At 53.9% G+C, this 15,461-nt stretch carries 20 protein-coding genes, 1 tRNA gene and 1 pseudogene; 11 read left to right on the forward strand and 11 right to left on the reverse strand.

All coding sequences use genetic code 11. From position 1 onward, the window contains the following. Positions 1-3 precede the first annotated feature (3 nt). The 4 genes from NQF89_RS06685 to NQF89_RS06700 all read right to left on the reverse strand — a co-directional run bounded on the left by NQF89_RS06685 (position 4) and on the right by NQF89_RS06700 (position 2,106). Positions 4-1,050, reverse strand: coding sequence for a DUF1376 domain-containing protein (locus NQF89_RS06685; protein WP_266137823.1), 1,047 nt, complete (start codon positions 1,048-1,050; stop codon positions 4-6). Between the two features lie 63 nt (positions 1,051-1,113). After that, positions 1,114-1,473, reverse strand: a complete 360-nt coding sequence (locus tag NQF89_RS06690) for a VRR-NUC domain-containing protein (RefSeq protein ID WP_266137824.1) — start codon at positions 1,471-1,473, stop codon at positions 1,114-1,116. Next, positions 1,470-1,742: a helix-turn-helix domain-containing protein gene (locus NQF89_RS06695; RefSeq protein ID WP_266137825.1), complete on the reverse strand. Its 273-nt coding sequence runs from the start codon at positions 1,740-1,742 to the stop codon at positions 1,470-1,472. Before NQF89_RS06695 ends, NQF89_RS06690 begins: the two co-directional genes overlap by 4 nt. Before the next feature lie 103 nt (positions 1,743-1,845). Next, the gene (locus tag NQF89_RS06700) at positions 1,846-2,106 is read right to left on the reverse strand and encodes a hypothetical protein (protein WP_266137826.1); all 261 of its coding nucleotides are present in this window, start codon (positions 2,104-2,106) and stop codon (positions 1,846-1,848) included. Between the two features lie 194 nt (positions 2,107-2,300). On the opposite strand from NQF89_RS06700, the gene NQF89_RS06705 reads away from it, so the two are divergent. Next, complete coding sequence (locus NQF89_RS06705) at positions 2,301-3,125, forward strand: hypothetical protein (protein WP_266137827.1); 825 nt, start codon at positions 2,301-2,303, stop codon at positions 3,123-3,125. Between the two features lie 17 nt (positions 3,126-3,142). On the opposite strand, the gene NQF89_RS08890 is transcribed toward NQF89_RS06705, so the two are convergent. After that, positions 3,143-3,391, reverse strand: coding sequence for a transcriptional regulator (locus NQF89_RS08890; RefSeq protein ID WP_407652355.1), 249 nt, complete (start codon positions 3,389-3,391; stop codon positions 3,143-3,145). Positions 3,392-3,452: 61 nt separating this feature from the next. On the opposite strand from NQF89_RS08890, the gene NQF89_RS06710 reads away from it, so the two are divergent. The 7 genes and pseudogenes from NQF89_RS06710 to NQF89_RS06730 all read left to right on the forward strand — a co-directional run bounded on the left by NQF89_RS06710 (position 3,453) and on the right by NQF89_RS06730 (position 6,898). Then, a complete protein-coding gene (locus tag NQF89_RS06710; RefSeq protein ID WP_266137828.1) occupies positions 3,453-3,854 on the forward strand; it encodes a helix-turn-helix transcriptional regulator in 402 nt (133 codons plus the stop codon). Positions 3,855-4,012: 158 nt separating this feature from the next. Further along, positions 4,013-4,195 carry a hypothetical protein gene (locus NQF89_RS06715; protein ID WP_266137829.1) on the forward strand — a complete coding sequence of 61 codons (183 nt, stop codon included), beginning with the start codon at positions 4,013-4,015 and terminating at the stop codon, positions 4,193-4,195. Further along, complete coding sequence (locus tag NQF89_RS06720; protein WP_266137830.1) at positions 4,192-4,398, forward strand: hypothetical protein; 207 nt, start codon at positions 4,192-4,194, stop codon at positions 4,396-4,398. The genes NQF89_RS06715 and NQF89_RS06720 overlap by 4 nt, the downstream gene beginning before the upstream one ends. Positions 4,399-4,774: 376 nt before the next feature. Beyond that, entirely contained in the window at positions 4,775-5,023 is a 249-nt protein-coding gene (locus NQF89_RS08895) for a Lar family restriction alleviation protein (protein ID WP_407652356.1), read from the forward strand. Between the two features lie 150 nt (positions 5,024-5,173). Next, positions 5,174-5,407 (forward strand): hypothetical protein, encoded by a 234-nt coding sequence (locus NQF89_RS06725; RefSeq protein WP_266137831.1) that lies wholly within the window; start codon positions 5,174-5,176, stop codon positions 5,405-5,407. Positions 5,408-5,735: 328 nt separating this feature from the next. Continuing rightward, positions 5,736-5,879: pseudogene (locus NQF89_RS08900) on the forward strand (helix-turn-helix domain-containing protein); the annotation flags it as partial. A 26-nt stretch (positions 5,880-5,905) separates the two neighbouring features. Then, on the forward strand, positions 5,906-6,898 hold the full coding sequence (locus NQF89_RS06730; protein ID WP_266137832.1) for a tyrosine-type recombinase/integrase: 993 nt from the start codon (positions 5,906-5,908) through the stop codon (positions 6,896-6,898). Positions 6,899-7,013: 115 nt separating this feature from the next. On the opposite strand, the gene NQF89_RS06735 is transcribed toward NQF89_RS06730, so the two are convergent. The 3 genes from NQF89_RS06735 to NQF89_RS06745 form a co-directional block, all read right to left on the reverse strand. Next, positions 7,014-7,088: transfer RNA gene (locus tag NQF89_RS06735), tRNA-Thr, on the reverse strand. A gap of 86 nt (positions 7,089-7,174) precedes the next feature. Continuing rightward, positions 7,175-7,375 (reverse strand): hypothetical protein, encoded by a 201-nt coding sequence (locus tag NQF89_RS06740; protein ID WP_155573675.1) that lies wholly within the window; start codon positions 7,373-7,375, stop codon positions 7,175-7,177. A gap of 55 nt (positions 7,376-7,430) precedes the next feature. Next, complete coding sequence (locus NQF89_RS06745) at positions 7,431-8,570, reverse strand: Mrp/NBP35 family ATP-binding protein (protein WP_266137833.1); 1,140 nt, start codon at positions 8,568-8,570, stop codon at positions 7,431-7,433. A 161-nt stretch (positions 8,571-8,731) separates the two neighbouring features. On the opposite strand from NQF89_RS06745, the gene NQF89_RS06750 reads away from it, so the two are divergent. Continuing rightward, on the forward strand, positions 8,732-10,309 hold the full coding sequence (locus tag NQF89_RS06750) for a Do family serine endopeptidase (protein ID WP_266106916.1): 1,578 nt from the start codon (positions 8,732-8,734) through the stop codon (positions 10,307-10,309). 11 nt (positions 10,310-10,320) lie between these two features. On the opposite strand, the gene NQF89_RS06755 is transcribed toward NQF89_RS06750, so the two are convergent. Both NQF89_RS06755 and NQF89_RS06760 read right to left on the reverse strand, forming a co-directional pair. Continuing rightward, complete coding sequence (locus NQF89_RS06755) at positions 10,321-11,154, reverse strand: TerB family tellurite resistance protein (RefSeq protein ID WP_266137834.1); 834 nt, start codon at positions 11,152-11,154, stop codon at positions 10,321-10,323. Positions 11,155-11,252: 98 nt separating this feature from the next. Continuing rightward, positions 11,253-11,501 (reverse strand): ribbon-helix-helix domain-containing protein, encoded by a 249-nt coding sequence (locus tag NQF89_RS06760; protein WP_099026877.1) that lies wholly within the window; start codon positions 11,499-11,501, stop codon positions 11,253-11,255. Between the two features lie 82 nt (positions 11,502-11,583). On the opposite strand from NQF89_RS06760, the gene NQF89_RS06765 reads away from it, so the two are divergent. Continuing rightward, positions 11,584-13,149, forward strand: coding sequence for an adenosine deaminase family protein (locus tag NQF89_RS06765; RefSeq protein WP_266137835.1), 1,566 nt, complete (start codon positions 11,584-11,586; stop codon positions 13,147-13,149). A 48-nt stretch (positions 13,150-13,197) separates the two neighbouring features. Then, on the forward strand, positions 13,198-14,271 hold the full coding sequence (locus tag NQF89_RS06770) for a purine nucleoside permease (protein WP_407652357.1): 1,074 nt from the start codon (positions 13,198-13,200) through the stop codon (positions 14,269-14,271). Between the two features lie 19 nt (positions 14,272-14,290). Here the strand turns inward: NQF89_RS06770 and tgt are convergent, their stop codons facing one another. Further along, a complete protein-coding gene (gene tgt / locus NQF89_RS06775; protein ID WP_155573751.1) occupies positions 14,291-15,439 on the reverse strand; it encodes a tRNA guanosine(34) transglycosylase Tgt in 1,149 nt (382 codons plus the stop codon). Positions 15,440-15,461 lie beyond the last annotated feature (22 nt).

The raw sequence follows: 15,461 nt of genomic DNA on the forward strand, positions 1-15,461 counted from the left end.
CCATTATGCTTGTGCCCTCGCGAAGTGGCTTTCATAGTCCTTGCGGGTTAGAGGGCATGTCGGGAGGCCCAGCGCAGCGGCCCGTTCTGGCCAGACACGATTGACCCACCCAAAATCCCTTTTCTCATCGAATAGTTCAGACCAGGCACGCTGGGCGCGTACTAACGTTTCATCTACTACACGCTCCACCCCTGTCTTATGCTTCTCCGCGATAGGACGCCCCGTAGTGCGGCTGATGGCTCTTTCCATCCATGCTACGGGATCGGCCATGTCTTGTCGCTCACATTCCGTCAATAGAGTGGAGAGTTCATCGACATCATCCCCCAGCTTCTTGCGCCACGACCCTAGTAGGCCACGGCAGGCGCGCTCTGGGCGTCCTGTCAGGGCCATCACACGAGAAAGATGAGCGAAGGCTCTGTGAGGAGGGGTGGCGGGTGGTGTGCGTGCTGGCACTGATTCTGCCTCAGGGCAGGAGGCTCCCGCTACCCGGCGGTCATCTTCAACAGCAAATGCGAAGCCCTCCGCTGGCGGCGTAGCCGGCGGCCAATCTTTAGATTGGTTATTTATACTTGAACTTATACTTGTACTTGCATTGCCGCGGGATATGCCACGGCATGACGGCGGCTTCTTCACATTTTCGCCTCGCTCTTTTGCCCATCGGGCTTCGGCGCGCTTGCGCTGGGCACATCGGCCTTGCCACGCCTTGATGGCTTTTGGAGCCAGAATGGGGTGATAAAGCCGCCCATCTGAACACTTCACCCATCCGTGCAGTGCTATTTCTCGCACGTCTTTCCAACCCGGACCCATCATACTCAAATGGGCGAGTACGCGTTCATTATCAGGCAGGGAACCGGCAGGGACCTGGTTCCAGGAACGACACCATAATGTCAGGGCCGCCTTCAACTCATCGCCATTTGCCAGAGCAAAAAGGTCGCTTTCTAATAACGCCACAGTGTCGAGTGGCATATACGGCAATCCACGTAAATCACAGTCCACAGGCACCAGCGGGTCCGGGAGGGTTTCGGGGGTTGCGTCAACAGTATTTTTCATGGTATAAAACTCCTGTTTTCTGCGGGTTGTAGCGTCAGGAAACGTCTCTTTATTGTTGAGAGATCAGGCGGGCGTTGCTCTTACGGGCACGCCCGCTTTGATTAGCGCACGGAACGCATCGTCAACCGACCTCACGATCTCGACACCAGCCCCTGCCTCATTAATCTCTGGGATGCGCTCTTTCTGGCTGTCATGCAGCCTTCCTTTAGGTGCCTTCACCTCAAGGAAAAGAACATTACCCCGATAGATTGTCAGGATGTCCGGTACGCCCGCTTTACATCCCCGTTTGCTGCGACGTTTTCCTTCCACAGCACCTTCATTTCTGTTCTCAATACTGGTCCAGAAGAATCCCTCCGGCGCAGCTAGTTTCAGATAATTGGCGATGTATCTATGGATACGGTCTTCCGTGTGATTGCGCTTCACTGTGAACTCCGCTTCAGAGTGGGTACGTCGATAGCAGGGTCGTTGTGGGATTCTTGAATCAGGACCTGATAGACAGTCCGGCGAACCAGCCCAGCGGCAGATAGCAACGCCGCGGATAACTCGCAGCGAGCGTTAAGCATATCGGAGAGATGACTTTCAGAGATACCGAGCGCGCAAGCACAGTTACGTTGATTGCCGTATTTATCCTTAATCATCCGGCGGATACGCCCATAGGCAGAGATACGGTCTATAAATGCGTTATCTCCCATCAGACTAACCCTTCCCATAGTAGAAAGGCGATGAGATAAACCGAGCAGACAAAGCCAATCCCTTTTAGGGCATTGCTTACCAAGCGTAGTATGGTTGTAGCGTTCATTGAGGCTCTCCTGGAATCATCAGACGATATGTTCCGCCCGGCGCGTGCATTAGATATCCATCATCGCCTAACAGGCGTATGCGCTTGCTAATTGTGTCTCGGCACAGGCCAGTCTTCTTCGCTAGAACCCGGTATGGAGAATCCCAGATCAATCCTAGCTCATCGGCTTCATCGGCCAGTGCGAGTAGAACAAGGCGCGAAAGAGGATCGACAGGGCGGCTCCACGCCCAGGCTGTTGGCGATATTAAAGCCATCATGCTGCTCCTTTCATTTTCTGGGTAAATGCGTTGTTATCGTTGATGCCTAAAGCGGGGCTGAGCTCCGCATGATCAGAAGGACAGGAGGAGCAAGCGATGCTTAGACCATTCATGAAATCTGAGTTGTTATGATGGGTTGTGTCATAGCCATCGTGATTTTCATTCTCCTGTGGTGTGGGATGACGAAACTTCTGATGACGATGACTGGTCTTTCCAATGACGGTGCCACGCTGATTGCTGCACCAGTCTTGGTTATTTCTCTTGCTCTGGTAGGGATTGTCGTTAGGCGCATTCAGGCAAGAGTAGAGCGAAAAAAGGAAATCTTTCCTGATGCCTCGTTTTCTGTCGGGGAACTTGGTAGCGACTGGGACAAGCCCATCAAGCCTCGTACAGGTGAAGGATTCAGTAGCCAAATGGATGGTACGAGCATCAGAATCACCTACACGGACAGGATGGGCACGAGAACCAAGCGGACCATCACCCTGAATCGGTTGCGGTATGATCAGTACGGCTGTTCCGTCATACCCACTCATATTGAGGCATACTGCTCCTTGCGACAGGACCGCCGTACCTTCTTCGTGAGGAGTATTGATGAGGCCTTTGACGGTTGGAATGAGATCAAAAGCCTGCATTCCTTCCTTATCCAGCATGCTCGTATCCCCAGAGGTGAGGCAGGAAGCACTGCTTCCAGCAGGACCAGAGCCAAGCTGAAGAAGGTGCTGTTGGATGATCCCCGCATCATGGTGTTTTGCGGCTATAAAAACCCCGATAGAAACCCAACTCCCTATACGCTGCGTCTGTCCTCCATGAAGGAGGCCACAGTTAGCGAGGAGAAGGATGGGGAAATTGTTGAAACGACAACCATCCGCACCATCACGGGATGGGATACAGAGGCCAATCAGACCCGTACGGTCAGCTACGCTCGTATCGTGTCTGCTTGCGATCCTGATACCGGAGAAATCATTGAAGACCTTGCGTCCCATCTGCGCAGCTTTCGGATGAAAACCGGGAAAGGATGATGTGGTGCAACGCATCATCATGCTGCCCCTTTCTGGTCGGGACCGGCGATGATGGTCCGAGGGATATAAAGATCAGGACGCAATTGTTCACGTGGAATGCCAGTTACTTCTTCAATTCGTAGAATGTGGTTCGCTGGCACGCGCTTCCATTTCAACACGGACGAGTGTGTGCGGTGTCCGAGTGCCTTCGAAAGCGCGACTGCACCTCCTGCTGATGCGATGATGTTCTTGATCTCCATAAAGTCACCATAAGAGACATTTCTCATTTTGACAATACAAGTCTCCTAAAGAGACCATTTTTTTTGTGTTTTTTGTTAGGAGCAACATATGAGTGAATTAGATCGTCAGCGTTTGAAGGAGGCTCGTAAAGCAGCTGGCCTCACCCAGGATGAAGCCGGTGCTGCTATAGGGGCTAGTCGTTCTTTCTTGTCAGATATTGAACAAGGAAAGAAAACCGGCTCACTGTCTACTGTTGCGGCTTTGGCCAAGCTGTATGACGTTTCCCTTGATTTTCTTTGTGGTCTTTCTTCTCTCCCTAAACGTCAGGGACAACAAGATTCTATCCATCAACCTGACGAGGTCAGATTGTTGGCTATTTGGCGTAAATTGGATGAGGCGGAACGACTTTCCATAATGTCCGATTTGGCTTTGCGACTCGCTTCTTTTGGTCAGAGTGCGGTAATTATCAGCCATGATAAGCTTCCTAAAGCGTCATCAGATAACGGCTAGTTTTTCTGAATTCTTTGCGGAATATCAGCAAGGATGAATTGATTTTTAGGAATATGTCTCTAATCGAGACATTTTTTAGCTTGCATAGCGTCTCTTAAAGAGACATATTCTCTCATGTCGCAACCGCCGCACTATCTCGGCACTTCATGGAGAGAATCATGGAAACAGACATTACGTTCGATAAAGTCACCGTTGCAGCGTGTGATCAGATTATCGACAATCTGATGAAGCAGAGTATCCCGGTTTCTGACTGGGGGAAGATGTGGAAGGAGGTTAATTTCTGGCGTGCCGTCCGCTACGCCAAGGCGCGCCAAGAGATTGGTTTAGGGAGCGCGTCATGATGGCAGATGTCTTAATCAACTGGCGGTCGCCACTAGAGATTGTGCCCACATTAAATCGTTTTTACCTCGTTGCTGATGGGGAAAGCTCCCTCCCATACATTTTAAGCGGAGCTAATCTTTTAGCGCGAAGAGAGAACATTTTTCGTGTTGCAGAGTTGCCGACTGCGCCAACCTGTGAGGAGGGTGAAGATGGCCTACATTGAGGTAGAAGTGGATGTTGCCGAAATTCTCTCTGAAGCAAGCGTTAGGGAGCTAAAAGATTAGCTGGCTCGGAGAAGTATAATGTCTATAGTGGCTGATGGTCTGTTAACCGAGCCTCCGTCTCACATAATTTCCGATATACAGCGGGCCTTTGAGACGAAAAACCCTCATGAGTTTTATTATCTAATTCGCAAGGTGGAAATGTTGTTGGGGGCTGTTGATGGTTGAGACTTTAAAAAAAGGGGGAGAAGGGAATAGTGAAAGAGCTTCAGCTACCTCCTGCACCAGACATCATTATCCCTAAAGGACGCCCTCTACCGGGACAATACGATCTTTTCGAGAAGCCAGAAAGCGACCACCAAAGATAGAGGTTAATAAATGACGTACCGATCATCGCGCCCTATAGGCGCGCACAGGAGAGCTGTGCCTTTTCCCAATAAGAGTAGCAGCCGTCAGGCCGAGCCATGTCCATTTTGCCAGGAGCGGCTGAATATCGCCATCCGCAATAGCGTGGATGGATACTACGTTAATTGTATGGAGTGTGGTGCAACTGGCCCTTACGCCCCCAGCTCTATCGAAGCGCGGGTGAAATGGAATGTTAGAACAAGACAGAGCGCGGGGAGGTGAGTAATGAGTGGCGGTAATCGCAGAGCAGACCGATATAGCCTGCCAAGGTACCTCAATAAAGGGGACACACGGTCATGGGTAATAGGCATGCCTTTCTTTCTAGGGTCGTGCGTAAAGTACATCTGGCGAGGATGGAACTATTTAGAGGACATGGAGAAGGCTTTCTCCTGCGCGGAGATTCATTTTAAGCAACAGAGGCCAGTAGGCGATAGCAATGCGTATTCAGAGATGATGAGCGATGTAACCATTATGGTGGAGAAGGGCGATTTATGCGCTCAAAAGGCCTCGGGGTTGATGGCTGCCTGCCAACAAAAAGCGGAAGCCTTATCAGATATTTTGGCGGAGAGAATAAGTGCATTGAGGAATGGGGATGCCCAGCCATGACAACACGTCTCAATCGCTGTCCAGCGTGTCAAAGTGCTACCTCATCTGTGCACCAGCTGCCACTGCTTCCTAATAACTCAGTAGAGGGGGACGTGTACTATGTGGAATGTCATGAATGTGGCTACCACGGCCCGGATGCAGATACGGAAGAAAAAGCTCGGCGTATGTGGAACAAAAAGACGCAGGAGGAGCGTCTATCATGACCATTATTATTCCGCCGACAGAGCCCGGCGAATATGGCTGTTATCATCGTCCCTTTAAAAGGTTCTTGAAGAAGCGGGGGGCAGAAATTCTTGCGCCAAAAACTGGCTATCAGAGGTAGCGTTGCATGAAGCGAATACAGACAGGGGAGGCAGCAAAACAGCTAGGGGTATCAGGCCGCACCATTCAGAGGATGTGCGGGAACGGGGAACTAGCAGCCGTCAGAATTGGCGGGGTTTGGACAATAAGCCAGACAGAAATCGACAATTATTTGCGCAAACAGACAGGCAAGGGAACGTGTCCAAGAATCTCTACCAGAAGAAAGCGGGCGGCAACTATTACGCTCGCATCCAGATCAACGGGCAGGACGTGCGCAGATCGCTACACACAACTGATAGGAGAGTCGCCCTCCAGCGTCTTAGGACGATTGTCGAAGAAGCGCAGGGGATAAGGGCTGGAGAGGTTCCAGATACAGTCCATCAGTGGGAAGACGCAGTCGCCCGTTGGGCAGACCTACAGTTTGGTGATCTCAGGCCGGGAACACAGAAAAGGTATAGAACGAGCCTCCGGCAGCTCCATGACCATTTTTCAGGCCGTGACGTAAGGATGATTACATCTGCTACCGTAAATGATTATACCGTTGCCCGGCGCAGACAGGGAGTCAGCGGGGCCACTATCAGGCGCGACCTTATGGTCGCAGGAAGGGTTATGAGGGTGGCAAAAAGGGCGGGCTGGATAGACAGCAATCCAGTCCCGGATGAGATGGAAGAAATCAAGGAAAGAAGGGAGCCGATCAAGCCAGTTTCAATGCGGGCCATGGCAGCGGTAATTCGTAAATGTTCTCCTGGTTTTCGTGAACTTGTTCGGTTTCTAGCCCGTACAGGGTGCCGTCAGGAAGAAGCCGCCTCGCTAGAATGGGACCAGCTGGACTTTACCGGTTCTTCAGTCACATGCACGTTTTTCAGGACAAAAACCCGATCTCCTAGAGTAATCACGTTGACCCATCGATGTGCTAGCGAGCTGTGGAGGATACGGAGGCAGGGACCGTTCGTATTCGTCTCCAGAGAAGGGGACCGATACAAGAACGTCACAGGACAGTTCAGGCGTACAGTGCAGCGGGCAGGTCTGGATGAGAGAAGTCGTTTCAGGTGCCACGATCTTCGTCATACCTATGCGATCAAGGCCTTACAAGCGGGCACCCCGATTTACGATGTTGCCCGTCAGTTAGGCCATAGCTCTGTGAAGACCACAGAGATGTATGCGGGATGGCTGGCCAAGAGACTCCAGTAGAATCCGATTCGAGAGGTGCCGGGTTTTGTGCCGGGATATTTGACCGAATCGTCGTTATTGGCGTGATTGGCGGCGGGTAAGGACAGTGAAAAACCAGCAGAATGGCGGGGAATCATGGTGCCGGATGAGAGATTCGAACTCCCGGCCTTCGGTTTACAAAACCGCTGCACTACCACTGTGCTAATCCGGCGACGGAGGCTTCATCTCATTTTTGGAGAGTGAAATCAAGAGGGAAAATGCAAAAACGGAGAAATAGCCGCAGCTTTAAGGCAAAGCTTAATGTGCGGCGGGGCCTTGATGCTGGGTGAGATGCTCTGGCGGGGCGAGGACGGGGCCATTGGCGACAAAGCCGTACCCATCTGAGGAGAGGCCGCGATGAGCGACCTCTTGATGGGTGGTGCAGGCCGTAAGGCTAACGCACATCATAGTAAGGCTGATAACGAGGAGCCATTTATGAGGGGAATAAAGAGAGGCCATAAACTATGCTTTCAGAAGATGATGGGCGTTTTATACCAAAAAATGGATAACAACATCACGCCGCGTCATGGTGGCTGAGCTGGTCCTTTAGGTGGCGGGCGATGGCTGTATAAGCCTGCGAGGCGGGGTTGTCAGGCTCGCGCAGGACGAGGGGGGTGCCTTCATCGGCACTGCATCGGATGTCGCGCAGCAAAGGAATCTCACCTAAAAAGGGGATGTTAAGGGCGTTTGCTTCTTCCTTTGCGCCTCCATGGCCAAAGAGGTCTGTTCGCTCATGGCAATGAGGGCAGCAGAAATAGGACATATTCTCAATCAACCCTAAAAGGGGCGTGCCTATTTTCTCAAATAATGTCACGCCACGGCGGGCATCTAGCAGGGCAATATCTTGGGGGGTTGAGACAATCACAGCCCCGCCCTTTTGTAGTTTGTCAGATAATTTCCGTGTGAGGGTGAGTTGCGCATCACCCGTACCGGGGGGGAGGTCCACAATGAGAACGTCTAACGCCCCCCACGAGACATCGCTCATTAATTGAGTGAGGGCTCCCATGACCATGGGGCCACGCCAAATCATCGCTTGTTCTTTCTCAACAAGATAGCCGATGGACATGGTCTTAAGCCCCCAACGCTCAAGCGGGAGGAGCTTGCCATGGTCCACTATGGGTTTTTGGGTTTCACCTAACATATGCGGGAGGGAGGGGCCGTAAATATCGGCATCAAGCAAGCCGGTTTTCAGGCCCAGCCGCGCAAGGCTGCAAGCGAGATTGACGGCCGTGGTGGATTTACCAACTCCCCCTTTGCCAGAGGCCACAGCGATGACGGCTTTTACCTCTGGCAAGTATGCCTCTGGTGGGGCGGCATGATTTGTGGAGCCGGGTTTAGGGCGTTCACCTAAAGCGAGCGGGCGATGGCCACCTGTAGAAGGGGCCGCTTGTGATGGGCTGGTGGACGGTGAACGATGGGCTGTCAGAGATAATGTGAGTCGCTCGATAGCCGGATGATGCGTAATAGCGTCCTCAAAAGCTTGACGGTTTTTATGCAAAAGAGGCGCGCCTTTTGCGGTGATGCGTAGAATGAGATGAGCATGGCCATGCTCTAAGGTTAGGGCCTCGATTGTGGCATGAGGGGCTAAATGATGGGCCTCAAGCAGTGTTGTGATATGCTGCGTGAGGGTGGTTGTGTCGTCTTGAGCAGTCATGGGGCAAGGTCTCTCGTGCATAAAACTGCCTCATGAGGCAAAAAAACATAAACAAACGCGTTGGAAGGATGACGGCCAGCGCGTGGTGGGGTAGTTTCTATCACATGAGCCGATTCATGTATTCTTCTCTTCTTTCATCTTCGCGTGCATGGCTGTCTTGCATGGTGTCATGTGCGCTCCTCTCTGGTGTGATGGTGCCGTCTCATAGGGCATGGGCGCAAGGGGAGGCAGGGACGGAGGCCCCCGCTGCTACAGGGCCTATGACGACCGCGCAGGAGGCCGGGGCGGCACGCGCAGCGCATGAGGCGGCGATGATGCCCGGCTTTGCAGCCTTAACGGATAGGCTTTTGCCTGCGGTGGTGAATATTTCCGTCTCCAGCGTTATCCATGCTGATGAGCATCAGCCAGAAGGCCCCGATGGGAGTGCCCCCGCCGGGCCGCAATCCTCGCCTTTTCCCCCCGGTTCGCCCTTGGAGAAGTTTTTTCATGATTATCTCCATCATCGGCATGAGGATGGTAAGCCGGAGCGGCAGGTGCAGGCTTTAGGCTCAGGCTTTATCATCGACCCTTCCGGTGTGGTCGTGACGAATAATCATGTGATTGAGAATGCACAGCAAGTTAGCGTGACCCTCTCCGATGGGACGGAATATCCCGCGCGGATTGTAGGGCGGGATAGTAAAGAGGACCTCGCGGTGTTGCAGGTCACGGCGGATCGTCCTTTACCCTCTGTCCCGTTAGGCCGTAGTGATGAGGCCCGGATTGGTGATTGGGTCTTAGCCATTGGTAATCCTTTTGGGTTGAGCGGTACGGTGACAGCGGGGATTATCTCCTCGCGTAAGCGCAATGTGGACCACGGTTTGTATGATGATTTCATCCAGACTGATGCGGCTATTAACCATGGTAATTCTGGTGGGCCACTCTTTAACCTGAAAGGGGAAGTGATTGGCATTAATACGCTGATTTATGGGGGCTCAGGCGGGGATTCGATTGGTATTGGCTTTGCCATCCCCGCTGATGATGCGCGTGGGATTATCGCCCAATTACGGCAGAGGGGTTATGTACGCCGGGGCTGGTTGGGCGTGCGGTATCAGGATGTTACGCGGACGATGGCAGAGGACCTCTCCTTCCATAAAGAGGGGGATTCAATGGGGAAGATGTGGGGAACAGGGGCCATTGTAGCAGAGGTTATGAAGGATGGCCCTGCTCAAAAGGCAGGGTTACAGGTTGGTGATATTCTCACCGCTCTAAACGGCCAACCCGTGACAGGCCAAACATTGCCACGCCTTGTTGCAGGGCATGAGCCGGAGGAGCATGTTCGTTTCACTCTATGGCGGCGTGGGGCGTATCAGGTGGTGGACTTCACGTTAGGGAAAAACCCGGAGGAGAAAGACCCGCTCCCCTCCGATACGCACCCGCCTGAGCATGCCGTAAAAACACTGCATGACCTCGGCTTGAAGCTCGGGGTTATCGACCAGACAGCCCGCACACAATATGAGCTGAGTGATAGTCAGCGTGGTGTATTGGTGTTGCGTGTGTTTGATGGCAGCCCCGCCGCGAGCCGTATGATGGCGGAGGGGAATGTGATTCTCCAAGTGGGGGAACAAGAGGTGAATACGCCAGATGCGTTACAACACGCCCTTGACCGCGCACGGGAGCTGAAACGGACGGATATTCTGCTGCTTGTGCAGGATAAAGAGGGCCTGCGCTGGGTGCCGCTCCCGCTGGGAGTCACGCCGTAACGTCGTGGCGGTTATAGACCGCGATCGCGTTTAATTTGGTCCCATGCGGCATTGATGCGCGCGATGCGCTCTTGCGCGGCTTTGCGCTGAGCGTCGGTCATGGGTTGTTGGGCGAGGCGGTCAGGGTGATATTCACGGATTAAGACGCGCCAACGGGTGCGGACCTCGCTATCACTGGCTTGTGCGCTAATGCCGAGGATGCGGTAACAATCCGCCGCGGAGGAGGTCGATGCAGCACGGGCTTGGCCTGTCTCTGCGCGTTCCCATACACGGGCGGAAAGGCGAAAGGCCCGATGAGTCCGGCGGAGAAAGTCTTGCTCTAAGGGGTGAAGTTCCGCCCCAACGGGGAGGTCAGCTTTCGCAATCCGAAAGAGGACGGTCAGCAGGCTTTCTAGCGGTTCGGGCTTATCGGCAAAGGCACGGCCAAGCTCTTGGGCGTATAGTTCAAAATCATCTGTCCGTTCGCGGGCGCGGTCAAAAAGGAGGCCGACTTCCTTTTGATTCTCCGCTGGGAAGCGAAATGCCGCTTTAAATGCGTTAATTTCTGCCCGATTTACGGGGCCGTCAATTTTGGCCAATTTGGCCGAGAGGGTGACGACCCCTAGCCCGTAAAGCTGGTCTGTTTTACCAAAAAGAGCCGCGAGTTTTGCCGCTGTAAAAAAGGCAGCATTATGGGGGTCTGGCCGCCCTTGGGTGGGGAAGCGATCCCCCCATGTGCCAGAAGGCGGGGTGAGAATCTTATCCGTATCGGTAAGGTGCCCTAAAATCATCCCAAGAAGGCCACCGACCGGCCCGCCAGCGGCAAAACCGGCTACCCCACCAAACATCTTTCCCCAGAAAGCCATCGCCGCCTCCGTGATTCGAGCATGGTCAGCTTATCATGGAGATTAGAGCAGCGGGAATAGGTAAGAGCGTATAATAGGCGTGATGAAAGCGCAGCGCGTTAGGGGGGTGTATGATGCTGGTGTTGGGCAAAACGTAAGGCGGAAAGGCGCAAGAGCGAGGCCAGTGATTGTTCTGGTGGGCGGTCTGTATCAAGCTTAGCGATAAAGGTAGCCAAGGGGCACTGGGCGTGGCGGGCCATGCTCTCCAGCACTTGCCAAAATTCTGCTTCTAAAGCGATGGAGGTCCTATGCCCATATAGGCTGAGGCTGCGTTTTTGGAGGCGATACGCTGTTGGGTTGTGCTGCATAAGGGGAGATTGTGACAGGTCGCGCCGTATGGGGGAAGGGGATTTTCTTGTCAGTTACGCGTAGGGACGCCATGATAGGGCTATGAGAGTCTTACAACTTTTATCCTGCTTTATTATTATGATGGTTCACCCAGCTTATGCGGCGGCGGGTGTGCCCTCGGTCCCCGCATTATTTGAGTCCCTTAAAAGTGACCCTGTGCGGTTGGAGCTTTTCTTACGTGCCTTTCCCAAAGGGGCGGATTTGCATAATCATCTCTCTGGTGCGGTGTATGCGGAGAGCTTTTTAAAATGGGCCGCGCAGGATGGGCTTTGTGTTTCGCTTACAGAGCAAACGATTCTATCTAAACCATGCCCCCATCCGGCAGCGGGGCAGATACAGGCGGCTTTGTTAGCGGAGAATGCCGCAGCGTGGGATAAGATGGTCAATGCGCTTTCCATGCGGCATTATGTGCCAACGGGGGAGGATCGCTCCGGTCATGACCATTTCTTTGCGACCTTTTTGCGGTTTGCTGTGGTGGATCAGGCTCATCAAGGCGATATGTTGGCCGAGGCAGCCAATCAAGCCGCTCGTGACCATGTACATTATGTAGAGCTACAAATCGCCCCGCTTTCCTTCCCCCTTTTAGGGGAGATGATGCACCAGGCCTCCTTACCGCCCCTCAAAAATGCGGCTGATTTAAAAGCCGCTTATGAGGCTCTGCGTCCTGCGCTGGGCCAGATGGGCGCGCTCTCGCGTCAGGCTGTGGATGCGATGGAGGCCCGCGCCCATGCTGTGATGCAGTGTGGCACCAGCCATGCCGCAGCTGGGTGTGGCGTGACGATACGTTATCATTATTCCATTTTACGCATTTTCCCTGCGCCTTTTGTATGGACGCAGCTTGTGGCTGCTTATGAGAGCGTTAAGCAGGATGCGCGTTTTGTGGGGGTGAATATCGTAGCCCCAGAGGATGACCCCATCGCCCTGCGTGATTATGACCTGCATATGCAGATGTTCCATTATCTCAATCAACGCTACCCCGGCACGCATTTGAGCCTTCATGCAGGGGAGGTAACACCGTCTCTCGTGCCTGCGGCGGATTTGGACCATCATATCCGTGAGGCGATTGAGGTCGCAGGGGCGGAGCGTATTGGCCATGGGGTGGATGTGCTGTGGGAGCGCGACCCGGTAGGGTTGCTGCATGAGATGGCAAAGCGGAAGATTTTAGTGGAGGTAAATCTCACCAGTAATGATGAGATTTTGTCCGTTAAGGGCGCGCGCCATCCTTTCCCGCTTTACCGTTATGCGGGTGTGCCTGTGGCCCTCTCCACCGATGATGAAGGCGTCTCGCGTAGTGATTTAACGCAAGATTATATGCGGGCCGTGCTGGCTTATCATCTGGATTATCCGACTCTTATTCAGCTTTCCCGTACGAGTTTGGAATATGGGTTCCTACCGGGGGAGAGCTTATGGGTAGGGCGGCAACCGGGGCAGATTGTGCCTTCCTGTGCAGGGGGTGGAGAGTGGGGGCGGGCTGATAATATCGCCTCTGATTGCACCCGCCTTCTACAGCGGAGTTTAAAGGCCAAGTTGCAATGGCAGTTAGAGGCGGCCTTTCACCACTTTGAGGCCGATATAATGGCAAATCCTTTATTGACTTCTACACCATAAGGGCCGTGTGATGATGAGAGGGAAGGCATGATCATGAGTTGTAGCAGGATGAGACGGTTTTGCGGCGTTATGCTAGCGGGCGTCATAGCTGGGGTAGGAATAGGGGTTAAAGCCCACGCGCAGGCCGCGCCGCTGGAGGTGCGCGTTGTGGTGGTGACGACCTTTGAGCTTGGGCAGGATAGAGGCGATATGCCGGGGGAGTTTCAACATTGGGTGGAGCGTTACCCGTTGGAGCAAAGCTTCCCTGCACCGGGGACGGAGCATGGTGTGCTGCGCTATAACGCGCAGGACCATGTGTTGGGGCTTGTAAGCGGGGAAGGCCCCAGCCATATGGCCGCCGCCATTACGGCTTTAGCGTTAGACCCTCGTTTTGACCTCCGTCATGCTTATTTCATATTAGCTGGGATTGCGGGGGTGAACCCATATAAAGCAAGCCTCGGCTCGGCCGCTTGGGCGCGTTATGTGGTCAATGGTGGGGCTGCACATCTTATTGATTCACGTGAAATACCAGCCGATTGGCCGGATGGCTTTACGCCTCTCCAAGGGCATGTACCTGATGAGCAACCTCGCCCGCCGCTTCACTCCATCGCGGGGGATATGGCGTATCAGTTACGGCCTTCTCTGGTGCAATGGGCGTATGAGCGCACAAAGGTCATCACTTTGCCCGATAACGCAGCCTTACAGGCCCATCGTCATGCTTATCAAGACTTCCCCGAGGCTCTAAAGCCCCCTCATGTGATGATAGGCGATACCATCTCTAGCGAGACTTATTGGCTCGGGGCGCGGATGAATCGTTGGGCAGAGCGGTGGGTGTCTTATTGGACGGACCATCAAGGGGAGATGGTGACAACAGCGGAGGAAGATATTGCCCTCTGCCAAGCTTTGGCCTTGCAAGCGAAAGCGGGCCGTGTGGATGCGCAGCGTATCCTTATCCTACGGACTGCCAGCAATTTTGATATGCCGCCCACCGCTGTTACCCCCGCGACGATGTTGGCCAATGCCGCGCATGAGGAAAATCTACCGGGCCTTCATGCCGCAACGGACGCCGCTTATCGTGTTGCCAGCCCCATTGTGCGGCACTTAGCGACAGATTGGGCCCGGTATAAGGAGCATGTCCCCTAACCTTAAAAGAGGGGGAGAGTTAATCTTGATGGTAGCGAGGCATGGGGTATTCCTCCTCGCTCCAATCGCCTTTGGCCCAGTTTTGGCGGAGTTCGGCTGCGGTTTGCTCTAATGTACCTGCTATAATTGCAGCGCGAATTTGGCGCATGAGCCGTTGATAATAAGCAAGATTATGGAGGGTGAGGAGCATCGGCCCTAACATCTCATTCGCGCGGAAAAGATGATGGAGATAAGCGCGGCTATAGCGGCCTGCCATAGGGCTATCATCATCTGGCGAGATAGGCCGTGTATCTTCAGCAAAGCGAGCATTGCGGAGGTTCAATGTCCCGCGCTCGGTATAAGCGCGGGCAGTACGGCCAGCACGGGAGGGCATGACGCAATCGAACATATCGCAGCCGCGCATAACAGCCCCTAAGAGGTCATCAGGCGTGCCAACACCCATGAGATAACGTGGTTGGTCCTCAGGGAGGAGGGGGGTTGTATAATCCAGCGTGGAGAACATCAGCTCTTGCCCTTCCCCCACGGCGAGGCCGCCAATCGCATAGCCCTCAAAGCCGATGTCACGCAGGGCGCGGGCGGATTCTGCGCGTAAGTCGGGCTCTGTCCCACCTTGGACAATGCCGAATTGCCCATAGCCGGGGCGGGCGATAAACGCCTCGCGGGAGCGCGCTGCCCATCGCATAGAACGCTGCATGGAGGCCGCTAGTACCTCTTTAGTAGCGGGGAGGGCAGGACATTCATCAAAGGCCATTGTGATGGTGGCATCTAGCTTATATTGGATGTCTGTCGAGCTTTCAGGCGTGAGGCGGTGGGCACTGCCATCAATATGGGAGCGGAAGGTCACGCCATCTTCATCCATCTTACGCAATGGCCCTAAGGACATGACTTGGAAGCCACCAGAATCGGTTAGGATAGGCCCTGGCCAATCCATCATGCGGTGTAAGCCCCCTAGGCGTTGTACGCGCTCTGCGGTGGGGCGGAGCATGAGGTGATAGGTATTGCCCAGCACAATACCAGCCCCGGTAGCCCGCACATTATCCATCGTAATGCCTTTGACCGTCCCGACCGTCCCAACAGGCATAAAGGTTGGGGTGGGGACACTGCCGTGGCGTGTGTGCAGCCACCCCGCTCTGGCTTGCCCAGATTGGGCCTCCTTTTGCCAATGCATATGCTCGGAGGCGGTAAGGGTT

The sequence above is a fragment of the Bombella pollinis genome (assembly GCF_026385485.1).
GTDB classification, from domain to species: domain Bacteria; phylum Pseudomonadota; class Alphaproteobacteria; order Acetobacterales; family Acetobacteraceae; genus Bombella; species Bombella pollinis.